The 12,610-nt window shown below is 55.1% G+C and carries 10 protein-coding genes; all 10 read right to left on the bottom strand.

All coding sequences use genetic code 11. The annotated features are described in order from the left end of the window. Positions 1–202: 202 nt before the first annotated feature. Positions 203–1,723 carry an amidophosphoribosyltransferase gene (gene purF / locus KP814_RS05525; protein WP_216735817.1) on the bottom strand — a complete coding sequence of 507 codons (1,521 nt, stop codon included), beginning with the start codon at positions 1,721–1,723 and terminating at the stop codon, positions 203–205. A gap of 44 nt (positions 1,724–1,767) precedes the next feature. Next, positions 1,768–2,256, bottom strand: coding sequence for a CvpA family protein (locus KP814_RS05520; protein WP_011396317.1), 489 nt, complete (start codon positions 2,254–2,256; stop codon positions 1,768–1,770). Positions 2,257–2,354: 98 nt separating this feature from the next. Then, positions 2,355–3,152 (bottom strand): SPOR domain-containing protein, encoded by a 798-nt coding sequence (locus KP814_RS33235; protein WP_216735816.1) that lies wholly within the window; start codon positions 3,150–3,152, stop codon positions 2,355–2,357. Positions 3,153–3,229: 77 nt separating this feature from the next. Continuing rightward, positions 3,230–4,522: a bifunctional tetrahydrofolate synthase/dihydrofolate synthase gene (folC, locus tag KP814_RS05510; RefSeq protein WP_216735815.1), complete on the bottom strand. Its 1,293-nt coding sequence runs from the start codon at positions 4,520–4,522 to the stop codon at positions 3,230–3,232. Positions 4,523–4,566: 44 nt separating this feature from the next. Next, entirely contained in the window at positions 4,567–5,499 is a 933-nt protein-coding gene (accD, locus tag KP814_RS05505; RefSeq protein ID WP_216735814.1) for an acetyl-CoA carboxylase, carboxyltransferase subunit beta, read from the bottom strand. 20 nt (positions 5,500–5,519) lie between these two features. After that, on the bottom strand, positions 5,520–6,323 hold the full coding sequence (gene trpA, locus KP814_RS05500; RefSeq protein WP_216735813.1) for a tryptophan synthase subunit alpha: 804 nt from the start codon (positions 6,321–6,323) through the stop codon (positions 5,520–5,522). A 12-nt stretch (positions 6,324–6,335) separates the two neighbouring features. Continuing rightward, positions 6,336–7,556 (bottom strand): tryptophan synthase subunit beta, encoded by a 1,221-nt coding sequence (gene trpB, locus KP814_RS05495; protein ID WP_216735812.1) that lies wholly within the window; start codon positions 7,554–7,556, stop codon positions 6,336–6,338. After that, on the bottom strand, positions 7,540–8,181 hold the full coding sequence (locus KP814_RS05490; protein WP_216735811.1) for a phosphoribosylanthranilate isomerase: 642 nt from the start codon (positions 8,179–8,181) through the stop codon (positions 7,540–7,542). Before KP814_RS05490 ends, trpB begins: the two co-directional genes overlap by 17 nt. A 122-nt stretch (positions 8,182–8,303) precedes the next feature. Next, positions 8,304–9,155: a tRNA pseudouridine(38-40) synthase TruA gene (gene truA / locus KP814_RS05485; protein ID WP_216735810.1), complete on the bottom strand. Its 852-nt coding sequence runs from the start codon at positions 9,153–9,155 to the stop codon at positions 8,304–8,306. Positions 9,156–9,202: 47 nt separating this feature from the next. Then, the gene (locus KP814_RS05480) at positions 9,203–12,241 is read right to left on the bottom strand and encodes a FimV/HubP family polar landmark protein (RefSeq protein ID WP_216735809.1); all 3,039 of its coding nucleotides are present in this window, start codon (positions 12,239–12,241) and stop codon (positions 9,203–9,205) included. Between the last annotated feature and the right edge of the window lie 369 nt (positions 12,242–12,610).

The raw sequence follows: 12,610 nt of genomic DNA, 5'->3' as shown, positions 1-12,610 counted from the left end.
TGGATATGAAGTGGAGCCGCCTGAGGAGAGCAAGAGAGCGCCCTCCCCTATCTGGCGCTATAGCGTTGTTCCGTGCAGTCTATTGAATTGACCGCTGAATGGGTAGTCGTGCGACTGAATAGATCCTAGTGCAGCTGACTAGACAGTAGCGCATGACGCCGACATAGCGACCGGCGTCATGCGCAAAAGACGCTGCCGACGATCAGTCGTCGTTGTGCAGGTCCAGAGGCACTTGCGCCATCATCAGTTCCTGCTCGCGCTTGGACTTGCTGCTGTCGTTACGGACAGCCTCCAGTCGCTGGAGATATTCATCGTTCACATCGCCAGTCACATAATCGCCATCGAACACGGAGCAATCGAATTTTTCTATATTCGGATTGCCTTCCAGAGCGCAAGATACCAAGTCTTCCAGGTCCTGATACACCAGCCAGTCAGCGCCGATCAGTTCCTGCACTTCTTCCGGCGTGCGGCCGTGAGCGATCAGCTCGTTGGCGGAAGGCATGTCGATGCCGTACACGTTGGGATAGCGCACAGCCGGGGCCGCCGAGGCGAAATAGACTTTCTTGGCGCCGGCGTCCCGCGCCATCTGCACGATCTCGCGGCAGGTGGTGCCGCGTACGATGGAGTCATCCACCAGCAGCACGTTTTTGCCGCGGAATTCCAGCGCAATCGGATTCAGCTTTTGACGCACGGATTTCTTACGCTGGTTTTGGCCCGGCATGATAAAGGTGCGGCCAATGTAGCGGTTCTTGATAAAGCCTTCCCGGTATTTCACACCCAGACTCAGCGCCATTTGCATGGCGGAAGTGCGGCTGGTGTCAGGAATCGGCATCACCACATCGATATCGTGATCAGGGCGCAGACGATGAATCTTCTCCGCCAGATAATCCCCCATGCGTAAACGCGCCTTGTAGACGGAAATGCCGTCCATGATGGAGTCGGGTCTAGCGAAGTACACGTACTCGAAAATACAGGGGTTTAGTTTTGGGTTTTCCACACACTGCTGCGTGTGCAGACTGCCGTCAGTCTCAATGTAAACTGCTTCGCCCGGAGCGATGTCGCGTTGCAGCTCGAAGCCCAGCGCGCTGAGCGCCACGCTTTCGGAGGCGATCATGTACTCAGGCCCTTTCGCCGTTTCCCGTTTGCCGAAGCAGGCCGGGCGAATCCCGTTGGGATCACGGAAGGCGACGATGCCATAGCCAGTAATCATGGCGATGACGGCGTATGCGCCTTTCACACGCTTATGAACCGCTTTAACCGCCGCAAATACGTCGTCCTTTTCCGGCACCAGTTTGCCCAGCTTCTGCAGCTCGTGAGCGAAGATATTCAGGAGCACTTCAGAGTCGGAACTGGTGTTGACGTGACGCAGGTCGGTGCGAAAGATATCGCGAGCCAACTCTTCCGCATTGGTGAGGTTGCCGTTGTGGGCCAGCGTGATGCCGTAAGGAGAGTTCACATAAAAAGGCTGGGCTTCCGCAGAACTGGAAGAGCCCGCTGTGGGGTAGCGAACATGGCCAATGCCCACACTGCCGACCAGACGCATCATATGGCGAGTGCGGAACACGTCGCGCACAAGACCGTTGTCCTTTCTCAGGAAAAAACGGTCGTCCTGGAAGGTAACGATTCCCGCGGCGTCCTGGCCACGATGTTGTAACACGGTGAGTGCGTCGTAAAGGTCCTGATTAACATTCGCTTTACCCACAATACCAACAATACCGCACATGTATGGTTACCTCGTCTTTGAATCTCGCGCAAAATTTAAGCGGTTTATGTAAGCATAGACGCTATGGGGTCGCCGAAGACCGACCGCGACCAAGCTTCCAATTTTTCAAAATGGGGAATTAACGTCGATTCCGACCACCAGGGGTCCTGTACGACGGGAGTCAGTCGCAACAGCGCCACGACAACGACAACCAACACCACGCCCCGGATCATTCCAAACGCCATGCCCAGGGTACGATCGGTACCGGACAGGCCTGTGGACTTCACCAATGCGGAAATCAAATGGTTCAGCAACGCGCCGATAATGAGCGTTACAATGAAAAGTATGACAAAGGCTGCGATCAGCCTGACGGAAGGTACAGAGATAAGCCCTTCCAGCAGCGTGGCCAAATGCACATAAAACATGCGCGCCACTATAAATGCGAGAACCCAGGTAACCAGAGAAAGCGCCTCTTTGACGAAGCCTCTGACCAGGCTGACTACCGTGGATAAACCAATAATTCCAATAATGACCCAATCGGCCCAAATCATCATAGCATCCTGGAAATAGCGTAATTAGCCCCCGTATTTCGGGGGCGCATCATTCTAGCAAAAAGGAGGGGGCAGAAAAACTAATGCTTTGTCGCGGCGGGCTATTGCCCTGGGCGATATTGCACGACGAGGGAGTTGACTTTGTAGCGCTTATCCACCTGAGTCTTGAGCTTGTCCGCCTGACTGCGCTCCATTACCGGCCCGGCGAAGACCCGAACCAGGTTTTCGCCTTCTGAGCTGCGATATTCCTGAGTAAATGCAGGATGGCCGTCGCCATGCAGTTCATTACGAATTTTCAAAGCGCTTTCGCGATTCTTGAACGTACCGATTTGAATTGACCATGCGGCGGGAGACTTGTCTTTATCCAGACTGTAATCCTTAGGCGCCTCTTTGGTCTCGTTCTTGACGCTGGCGGCTGATGGGGTCGCCACGGCTACCGTCGTCGCAGGCTTTTCCTCCGCCTTCACCACAGGTTTGGGTTCAGGCTTGGATTGCGGTTCAGGTTTAGGCTCCGGCTTCGCTTCCACAACCTTTTGCGGAGCTGGCTCTGGCGTCGTTGCGGCCGGCTTGGATTCACTCATGTTGTGCATCTCCGCCATGGCCGCTTCTTGGGCGATTTCCTCTGCGGAGCCTGAGATCCGGGAAGTTTCGTCCGCGACCGCATCGCCAGTTTGCGTATCAACCGGCTGCGCTGGCATTGCAGCATTGGCGTCGCCTGCGCTCAGTTGCGGCGCTTTGGCTTCTTCGATAGTGAAATTGGGCGTTTCCGGCTTGTCAGGAATGATAATGATCTGGGATGTCTTTTCCTGCTGGGCGTTATCGAACAACATGGGCAGAAATATGACCGCCAGAGACACCAGCACAATAGCGCCGACAATACGCTGCTTTAATCCATCCATAGAAAAACCCTGAGACTGTAAATAGAAATCATGATGGAAAAAACCAAATGGATTAAAAGACTGTGGAGACGATCCGTTTAGCGACCGTCTCCCTCATCGGTTCCCATCATACCGTTTTGAAAAATTTCCGCCACGGTGAAAAAAGAACCGAAGGCGACGATACGCCCGCCTGAGCCCACTTCGGATGACGCCTGAGCCAGACACTCCGACAAGGAATCGCAGGTTTGCAGCGGCGCGGGTTGATTCTGCTCGACCAATTCCGCCAGTTGCGCCAGCGGCATGGCCCGACCCACATTGAGAGGAAAGACAAACCAGCGGTCGAATACGCCAGCGAGTTCTTTGACGATGCCCGCCACATCCTTATCTTTCAGCGCTGAAAATACCGCCACCTGCGTTTTTTTAACCGGCAATCCGCCCAGCCATTGTTTGAGATAGCGCGCAGCGTGGGGATTATGCCCCACATCGGCGTACACTTCCGGGTCACGGCGCAGCAACTGGAAACGTCCCTGCACCTTGACGCCGGCGATTGCAGCGGCAATTTGAGATTCCGACAACGCAAAGTCCAGCAGCATGGCGGCCTGCATCGCCGCAGCCATATTGGCCATAGGCAGACCGTTATCGCTCAGTCCGTCAATGACCATGTCCGCATGCTTGCGACGACCGCGCCATTGCAGAGTTTGCGACGCATCGCCAGTGCGTTCGAGAGTAAAGTCCTGACGCCAAATGAAGGTTGCGCACCCCAGCTTTCCTGCTACGTCCACCACACTGGTTGGCGGAGCGTCTTCGGCGATGACGAGAGGAATGCCCGGCCTCAGAATACCCGCCTTTTCGCGGCCGATATCTTCACGTGAGTCGCCCAGCCATTCCTGATGATCCAGGTCCACACTGGTGATCACCGCCAGATCAGGATCGACAATGTTAACCGCATCCAGGCGCCCGCCCAGACCGACTTCCAGCAGAACCACGTCCAGTTTGGCCTGTTGAAACAAGTAGAACCCCACCAACGTGGTGAACTCGAAATAGGTCAGCGCCGTTTGGCCGCGAGCCGTTTCTACAGCGGCGAACGCCTCTTCAAGCGCCTCGTCGCTGACATCAACGCCATTAATGCGCACACGCTCATTAAAACGCAGGATGTGAGGCGATGTGTAAGCGCCTACCGTTTTGCCCGCGGCGAGAGCAAGCGCCTCTACCGCCGCGAGCGTAGAGCCTTTACCGTTGGTTCCTGCAAGGGTCACCACGGTTTTCGCCAGCCTGGCGTTGCGGCAAAGTCGGCGAAATACGTCATTGACGCGATCCAGTCCCATTTCTATGACCTGAGTATGCAGTTGCGACACATAATCAAGCCAGTCAGACAGTCTTCGAGGTTCCATATTCCTATCTACGCTATGAGATCCGATATCAGGCTAAGGCCGGCTTATTCCAAGTTTTCTGGCGGCTCCGGTATTTCCATTTCCTCATCATCGAGATCGTCTTCGTTTTCAAATTCAGGCTCTGGCAGCTTCATCATTTTGGAGATGAGCATCGACAGTCTGCGACGCAATTGATTGCGGGCAAGAATCATATCCAGCGCGCCATGCTCCAGCAGGAATTCACTGCGCTGGAAGCCTTCAGGCAGTTTTTCACGCACAGTCTGCTCAATAACGCGAGGACCTGCGAAGCCAATCAGCGCATTGGGCTCCGCCACATTCAGGTCGCCCAGCATGGCGAGACTGGCGGATACGCCGCCGAACACGGGGTCGGTCATCACAGAGATGTAAGGAAGGCCTCGCTGCTTCATTACTTCCAGCGCCGCAGCGGTTTTCGCCATCTGCATCAGGGAGATCAGCGCTTCTTGCATACGCGCGCCACCACTGGCGGAGAAACAGATCAGTGCGCGGTTTTCTTCCAGACAGACATTTACGGCGCGAACGAACTTCTCGCCCACCACTGCGCCCATGGAGCCGCCCAGGAAAGTGAATTCAAACGCCACCACAGCAACCGGTACGCCAGCGACAGTTCCCTTGAAGGCCACCAGGGCGTCTTTTTCACCCGTCGCTTTTTGATTGCTGACCAGACGGTCTTTGTAGCGCTTGGTGTCTTTAAACTTCAGACGATCCGCTGGCTCCAGCTCAGGAGCGAGCTCCACTCTGTCGGCGCCGTCCAGGAAAATGTCGATACGTCTGCGTGCGGAGATGCGCATGTGGTGCTGACACTTGGGGCACACATCCAGGTTTTTTTCCAGTTCAGGGCGATAGAGTACGGCGCTGCACTTAGGGCACTTTTTCCACAAGCCTTCGGGAACGTTACTCTTGTGCTTGGACTGAGCTCCCCCCATTCCCGGAATAATTTTTTCTAACCAGTTACTCATATTAAACCCTACTCACTTGTTTATTCGTCCATCGCGGCGCGCATGGAGCTAAGCAGCTCTTTTACTTTGGCGCGCATCTGCTCCGGATTTTCAGCATTAGTCGCTATTGTATTCACAAGTGCGCTACCGACAATTACACCATCGGATACTGCCGACACTGCTTTCGCTGTTGCCGCGTCTTTGATGCCGAAGCCAACCCCGACAGGCATATCAGTCAGAGACTTGATGGCGCTGACATGTTTTTCCACATCGTCGATATCCAGGGCATTGGAGCCAGTCACCCCTTTCAGCGACACATAGTATAGATATCCGCTGCCGAACTTCGCTGCGGCGGCGATACGGTCCTCGGTAGTGGTTGGCGCAATCAGAAAGATGACATCCAGCCCCGCCCCTTTCAGATGCGGCGCCGCCAAATCCGCTTCTTCCGGCGGCAAGTCCACGATCAATACGCCATCGACTCCCGCCGCCTTGGCTGCCTCGGTAAATGGATGCACGCCCATGGCTTCCACGGGATTCAAATATCCCATCAATACGACAGGGGTCTCCGTGTTGGTCTTGCGGAACTCATCCACCATGCCCAGCACCATTCTCAGAGAAGTCCCGTGCTCCAGCGCGCGTTCACAGGCCAGCTGAATCACGGGACCGTCCGCCATGGGATCGGAAAACGGTACGCCCAACTCAATAATGTCAGCGCCCGATTCAACCAGGGCGTGCATGATATCTACCGTGTGCTGCGGCGCAGGGTCGCCCGCGGTCACATAGGGAATCAACGCGGTTTTGTTGTTCGCCTTCAACGTCTCCAGGCATTGCTTAATTCGACTCATGTCACACCCTTTTTAAAATTCAATTCCGTCAAGCTTGGCCACAGTATGGATGTCTTTATCGCCGCGCCCGGACAGGTTGACGATGATGATCTGGTCTTTATCCATGGTCTTGGCCAGCTTCATGGCGTACGCCACCGCATGGCTGGACTCCAGCGCCGGCATGATGCCTTCCACCCGAGTCAGAGTATGGAAGGCGCGCAGCGCTTCTTCGTCTGTCGCAGAAACGTAATCCGCGCGTTTGATGTCTTTGAGCCAGGCATGCTCAGGACCAACGCCCGGATAATCGAGACCTGCGGATATAGAGTGCGTTGCGGAAATCTGGCCGTTTTCATCTTCCATCAAATAGGTGCGGTTGCCATGCAATACGCCGGGACGACCCGCGCAAAGCGGCGCCGCGTGCTGGCCAGTCTCCAAGCCAAGCCCGCCGGCTTCGACGCCGTACATTTTGATCTGCTCATCCGCGATAAAGGGGTAAAACAGGCCTATGGCGTTGGAGCCGCCGCCCACGCAGGCCACCAATGCATCCGGGAGACGCCCTTCTTTTTCCATGCACTGCAGGCGCGCTTCACGGCCAATAATGGACTGGAATTCCCGCACCAGCTTGGGATATGGGTGCGGGCCCGCCACCGTACCGATGATGTAGAAAGTGTCGTCGACGTAGGTCACCCAATCCCGCAAGGCTTCGTTCATCGCATCCTTAAGGGTTTTGGTGCCGCTGGTGACCGGGCGCACTTCAGCGCCCAATAGTTTCATGCGGTAGACATTCAAAGACTGTCTATGCACATCCTCTTCACCCATATAGACCACGCATTTCAGCCCCAGACGGGCGGCGACGGTGGCCGTGGCGACGCCGTGCTGGCCTGCGCCGGTTTCGGCGATGATGCGCGGCTTGCCTAGGTATTTCGCCAACAACGCCTGACCGATGGTGTTGTTTACCTTATGGGCGCCGGTATGATTGAGATCTTCCCGTTTTAGATAAATTTTGGCGCCGCCAACCTGCCTGGTCAGACGCTCAGCAAAATACAACGGAGAAGGACGACCTACGTAGTCGGCCAGATCCGCGTCGAACTCTTCCTGGAACTTGGGATCGATACGCAATTTTTCGTAATGCTGCTCCAGCTCCAACAGCGAAGACATGAGCGTCTCGGATACGAATCGACCGCCGTAATGGCCGAAGTGGCCGCGATGGTCTGGAATATTGGCCAGCGTTTCAGCGTCAAACCTCGTACTCACGATATACCTCACCTATAAATTCCTGGATTAATTCAATGCTCTTCACGCCCTTGCTCACTTCGACGCCACCGCTGACATCAACGGCGTAGGGCCTGACAGTGCGAATAGCTTCCGCCACATTGGCCGGATTCAGGCCACCGGCGAGAATCACCGGTTTGCCCAGCTCATGACGAATGCGGGACCAGTCGAAAACTCTTCCAGTGCCGCCGCGTAATTGCGGGTCATGGGTATCAAACAATAAGGCCGCTGCATCCGGATACTTAGCCGCCTCCGCAACCACGTCCGTCTCATCGCCCACGCCAATGGCTTTGTAGAAAGGGCGGGAAAAGCTGCGGCAAAAATCGTTATCTTCATCGCCGTGAAACTGCAGCACATCGAGAGGGACGACATTCAAAATCTCCCTCACCTGCTCCGCGCTATGATTGACGAAGAGACCAACAGTAGAAAGAAAGGGAGGCAGTTGGGCGATAATGCGGCTGGCTGCGGCGGGGTCAATGTATCGGGGACTGGGCGGATAAAAAACAAATCCAATGGCGTCGCCGCCGGCGTCGGAGACCGCCAGCGCATGCTCCAGCTCAAGGATGCCGCAGATTTTGCAGCGAACGCGCTTGTTGCGGGCATTCATTTTATCTCTTCCTTTTTTATGCTGTTTTTCGTTTTTCCGGAAAAGTTCAAGTCAGCGATTCGGCGGCGCATAACAGGCTTGGGATTATAGCGAGTTAAAGCGGCTTCGGGAAATCGAGGAAATCAGGCGCCGAGAAAAAACGGCCCTTTCTGCAACGAAGGAATCGCAAACTCTTCCGGATAGGTAACAGATGTCAGGTACAACCCAAAGGGCGGCGCCGTCACCCCGGCTTTTGAGCGCTTTTTGGAAGCCAGCACGTCCGCGACCCAGTCCGGCGGCTTCTTGCCTGTCCCCACCGCCATTAAGGTGCCTGAAATGTTGCGCACCATGTGGTGTAAAAACGCGTTCGCCTCCACCTCTATCACAACCATGTCGCCGACCTTGCTCACTTCAAGACGGGTCAGATTGCGAAAAGGCGTCTTGGATTGACAGTCGGAACCGCGGAATGCACTGAAGTCATTCTCGCCAATCAGATGCGCGCCAGCGGCGGCCATGCTTTCCACATCAAGAGGACGGTAGTTCCAGGTAACGTTGCTATTGAGCCACGCGGGGCGAATCGGATGGTTGTAGATAATGTAACGATAGCTGCGTGAGGTCGCGGTGTAGCGGGCATGAAAATCCTCTGACACCGCGCCCGCCCAGCTCACGGATACATCCGCGGGCAAAAAGTGATTGACGCCCATCGCCCAGGAATACGGGCTGCGCTGCGCCTTCGTCTCGAAGTGAACCACCTGGTTCACCGCATGAACGCCGGCGTCGGTGCGCCCCGCGCATACGACGCTAACGGGATGGTCTGCGACTTTTGATAAAGCAGCCTCTACTTCCGCCTGCACGGACGGTACGCCGGAGTTCTGCGCCTGCCAGCCGTGATAACGGGAGCCGTCATAGCCCAACACCAGCGCAACGCGCCCGGTATCCGGCAAGAGATCGTTGGAAAGTGGGTACAATGACTGGTTCGAACTGGTTGGATTCATAAGCCGCCCTCAAAACATGAGGGCAGCATTATTGAAAAGTAGCGGAATTATGCAAGTCTCTTCAGCAAGGAAGCGGCTTCCTGCTTCTGGTCGTTGTTGCCTTCTTCGACAACCTCTTCCAGGATGTCGCGGGCCCCTTCACGGTCGCCCATGTCGATGTAGGCTCTGGCCAGATCCAGTTTAGTGGCGGCTTCGTCGGTGTCGGACAGGAAGTTGAAGTCTTCTTCCAGCTCTTCCACGAACTCGTCCTGCATACCTTCTTTGGCTGCGGGTTTCGATTCCGCCGCAACGCTTGGCGCAGGCTCTTGCGGCTGCACGATGGTTTTGTCGCCAAAGTCATCGTCCAGATTAAAGTCGAGATCCGTATCCAGCTCCGCAGCGACGTCCGCTTTCGGCTCTTCGTCGAAGGACGCGCTCAAATCCGGCAGTTCGTCTTCCAGATCATCAACCTGTTGCACGAATTCTTCCGCCACATCACTGGACAGCTCAGCGCCGGTGAAGTCTTTGCTTTCTGCAGGCTGTTCGTCGAGTGACAAATCCAGATCGCTGTCATCCAGATCCAGAGAGGGTTCTTCCTCTTCCAGATTCATATCCAGATCAAGGGTTTCGTCCAGCTCATCGCTTTCAGCGGGAGCATCCATATCCAGCATCTCGTCGCTGAGGTCGCTCTCCAGATCCAGCGTTTCCAGATCATCGTCCAAGCCGACGGTGTCCAGCTCGAAATCTGACTCCAGCTCATCAGCGTCCGCCAGCTCAAAGCCGTCTTCTTCTAAAGACTCAAGAGAAACATCCGCCGTCTCGAAAGCGTCCTCCAGGGATTCTTCCTCAGCAGGCGCTTTGCTGGAAACGTAATCAATGCCTTTGTCATAACCGGAGGAAGATTTCGATTCTTCAACCTCTTCCTTGTCAGTTTCGCCCAGATCGATTTCGCTCAGGTCAAAGTCGATATCCAGGTTATCTTCGGCTTCTTCGACGGACTCCAGTTCTTCAGGTTCGCTCAGTGCAGTAGGCTGACTGGGAATCGTCGCATCCAGGTTGGCGTCCAGATCCAAATCCAATTCGTCTTCATCCACTGTTGAAGAGGCGAAATCATCACCGCCCAGCAGCTGGCTTTCCAGATCGTCCAAGGACAAACCTGGCTCGTCATCCAGGTCGGAGAAACGGGATTTGATTTCATCCGCGCGGTTCACGACGCCAGTGTTGCCAGCTTCGCGCAGATGGTTATAAGTTTCGTTGAAGCGCGCACCTTCTTTGGCTTCGCCCAGCACTTCCAACAACTTCAGGCGATATTCCTGATTGTTGGGATTCTCTTCCAGTGCGGCGTCAAGCACTTGCACCGCCTGATCGAAACGCTGATACGCGATGTACACGTCCGCTTCCGCAATGGGATCATCGCCGCCGACTTTGGTTTCGCCCTCGCCTTCTTCAGCGTCGATATCCAAATCCAGCGCCAGATTATCGTGGTCTGCGATATCCAAAGCGTCGTCATCCGCTTCCGCTTCTTTTTTGCCGCCGCGACGGGCCAGCAACCAGAGAATCAGTAACAACAGGACCGCGCCGCCGCCAATAGCGGCCTGGTAAATCACATTATTCTTGATGATGTCGATCCAGCTTTCCGGCTCAGGCTGTGGAGTCGGCTCGGTAACTGCTGGCGTTGGCGGCTTTTTGTCTACTACGACAGGAGGCTGTTCAGGCTCCGTCGGCGTTACGGGCGCAACAGGCTCTGGCGTCTCCGGCGTATTCATGCCAGTTTGATCTTCTGGAGTCTCCATGCCGGGAGACATCGGCGTCTCTTCTCCCATCGTGGATGGCTCATCGCCCAAGCCCATGGAGGGCTCGCTTGGCGTCATGGGTTCTTCCCCTGGAGTCATGCCTTCATCGCCGGGCATAACAGGCTCTTCAGGAAGCGTCGGCGCAGTAGTATCGCCGCCAGTTTCGCCTACTTTCGATTGCATGGCCGCCAATTGGTCATCTTTCAGCGACACCAGACGCTGCATTGTCTCCAACTGACTCTGCAGGTCTTCCATGCGGCTCTTCAAGTCTTCGTTTTCGCGAGAGACCTGATCCAGTTTCTCTTGCGCCAGACTCAGTTCTTCAGCAGTCTTCGAAGTGCCGCCGCGAGAGCCTGTGGAGTCACCCGCTTTTTCAGGCGTCGTAGAGGCATTCTCGCCGGTTTTGGCGACGATAATTCTCAACTTGTCTTCGTCAGTTTGCGACGCGGCGGAACCAGTCTGATTACGACCGGTTCCCGACGCATCCACCTGACGGGTAGATGGCGCGCGCCCTTCCGCAAACTCGCGGTTTTGCAGGCTGACCTGACGCACCGCGTCGCGGTTGCTGCGCTGCTGGGCCTGCTCTTTGTCAGGAATACGCAATACCTGACCGGATTTCAGCTTGTTGATGTTGCCGTCGAAGAAAGCGTCCGGGTTCAAATCCTGAATCGCCAGCATCATCTGCTGGGGCGACACGCTGCTGTCCGGACGGGTTTTCAGCGCTATCTCCCACAAAGTGTCGTCACCGCCTGTTGGTCCATAAGACCCTGAAGTAGAAGGCGCATCGTAGGTGGACGAGGAGGAAGGAGCGGTAGTTCTGGTAGTGGTCGTTGAAGTGGAAGGACGCGTTGTCGTAGCAGGCGCACTGGCGGTGGTGGTTCTGGCCGGCGCAACCTGCGCAGGCTTCACGCTCTCGCTGCTAAACGTAGGCGGATCGATCAGCAGCGCGTACTCTCGCAACAATCGTCCACTAGGCCAAGTCACTTCCATCAGGAAATTCAGATAAGGCTCGCGCACCGGCTTGGAGCTGGTGACTCGCACATAAGCCTTGCCGTCTTTGAATAAAACTTTGAAGCGCAAATCCGAAAGGAAATACACCCGGTCCAGGTTGGCGCGCTGGAACGCTTCCCGGGAGGCCAGATTCGTCAAAATTTCGCTCTCGGTGAGATCACGAACGCTGACCAGCTCGATTTCCGCGTTCAGCGGTTGATTGAGCGATGAATAAACTTTTGCTTCGCCTAACCCTAGCGCCTTAGCCACCCCCGATGAAAGCGCGGACATTGTTAATACTGCAATCGCGAGTTTGCGAACCATAGCGTCTTTCCTTTCTATTAATTCTTCACCTCTTCAGGTGGCGCGCCGAGCTTTCCGGCGCCGCCCGAGGTTATCTGACGGCGTCAAATGTCGTTAAAAATCTCAGTTGATTGAGAATGTTTAGAATAAACTTTCAATATTGCTACTAAGTATTAATTAGGTCCTGCATTTTTACAAGAAATTAGGCCTATTCAAAACGGCCAAACGGATGATTTTTAATACAAGCCTGTCTGGTTGATCAATTTACATGCAGATCAACCACTTCCCCAACTCCAGAAGCGGATAATGCGTCATAAGCGCTTGCGTAAAAAAGCCATATCGGCCATCACACACTTAAATTTAGTCCAGAGATGGAAATGAGCAACAAAG

The organism is Hahella sp. HN01 (assembly GCF_018986435.1).
Taxonomy (GTDB): domain Bacteria; phylum Pseudomonadota; class Gammaproteobacteria; order Pseudomonadales; family Oleiphilaceae; genus Hahella.
The sequence above is the reverse complement of the archived record's forward strand: the minus strand, read 5'-3'. Positions and strand labels throughout refer to the sequence as shown.

Bases quoted from the DNA above. Each gene is read 5' to 3' on its own strand.
- KP814_RS05520 (WP_011396317.1), bottom strand. From the start codon at position 2,256: ATGATGATTTGGGCCGATTGGGTCATTATTGGAATTATTGGTTTATCC.
- folC (WP_216735815.1), bottom strand. From the start codon at position 4,522: ATGGAACCTCGAAGACTGTCTGACTGGCTTGATTATGTGTCGCAACTG.
- KP814_RS05490 (WP_216735811.1), bottom strand. From the start codon at position 8,181: ATGAATGCCCGCAACAAGCGCGTTCGCTGCAAAATCTGCGGCATCCTT.
- KP814_RS05480 (WP_216735809.1), bottom strand. From the start codon at position 12,241: ATGGTTCGCAAACTCGCGATTGCAGTATTAACAATGTCCGCGCTTTCA.
- KP814_RS33235 (WP_216735816.1), bottom strand. From the start codon at position 3,152: ATGGATGGATTAAAGCAGCGTATTGTCGGCGCTATTGTGCTGGTGTCT.
- purF (WP_216735817.1), bottom strand. From the start codon at position 1,723: ATGTGCGGTATTGTTGGTATTGTGGGTAAAGCGAATGTTAATCAGGAC.
- truA (WP_216735810.1), bottom strand. From the start codon at position 9,155: ATGAATCCAACCAGTTCGAACCAGTCATTGTACCCACTTTCCAACGAT.
- accD (WP_216735814.1), bottom strand. From the start codon at position 5,499: ATGAGTAACTGGTTAGAAAAAATTATTCCGGGAATGGGGGGAGCTCAG.
- trpA (WP_216735813.1), bottom strand. From the start codon at position 6,323: ATGAGTCGAATTAAGCAATGCCTGGAGACGTTGAAGGCGAACAACAAA.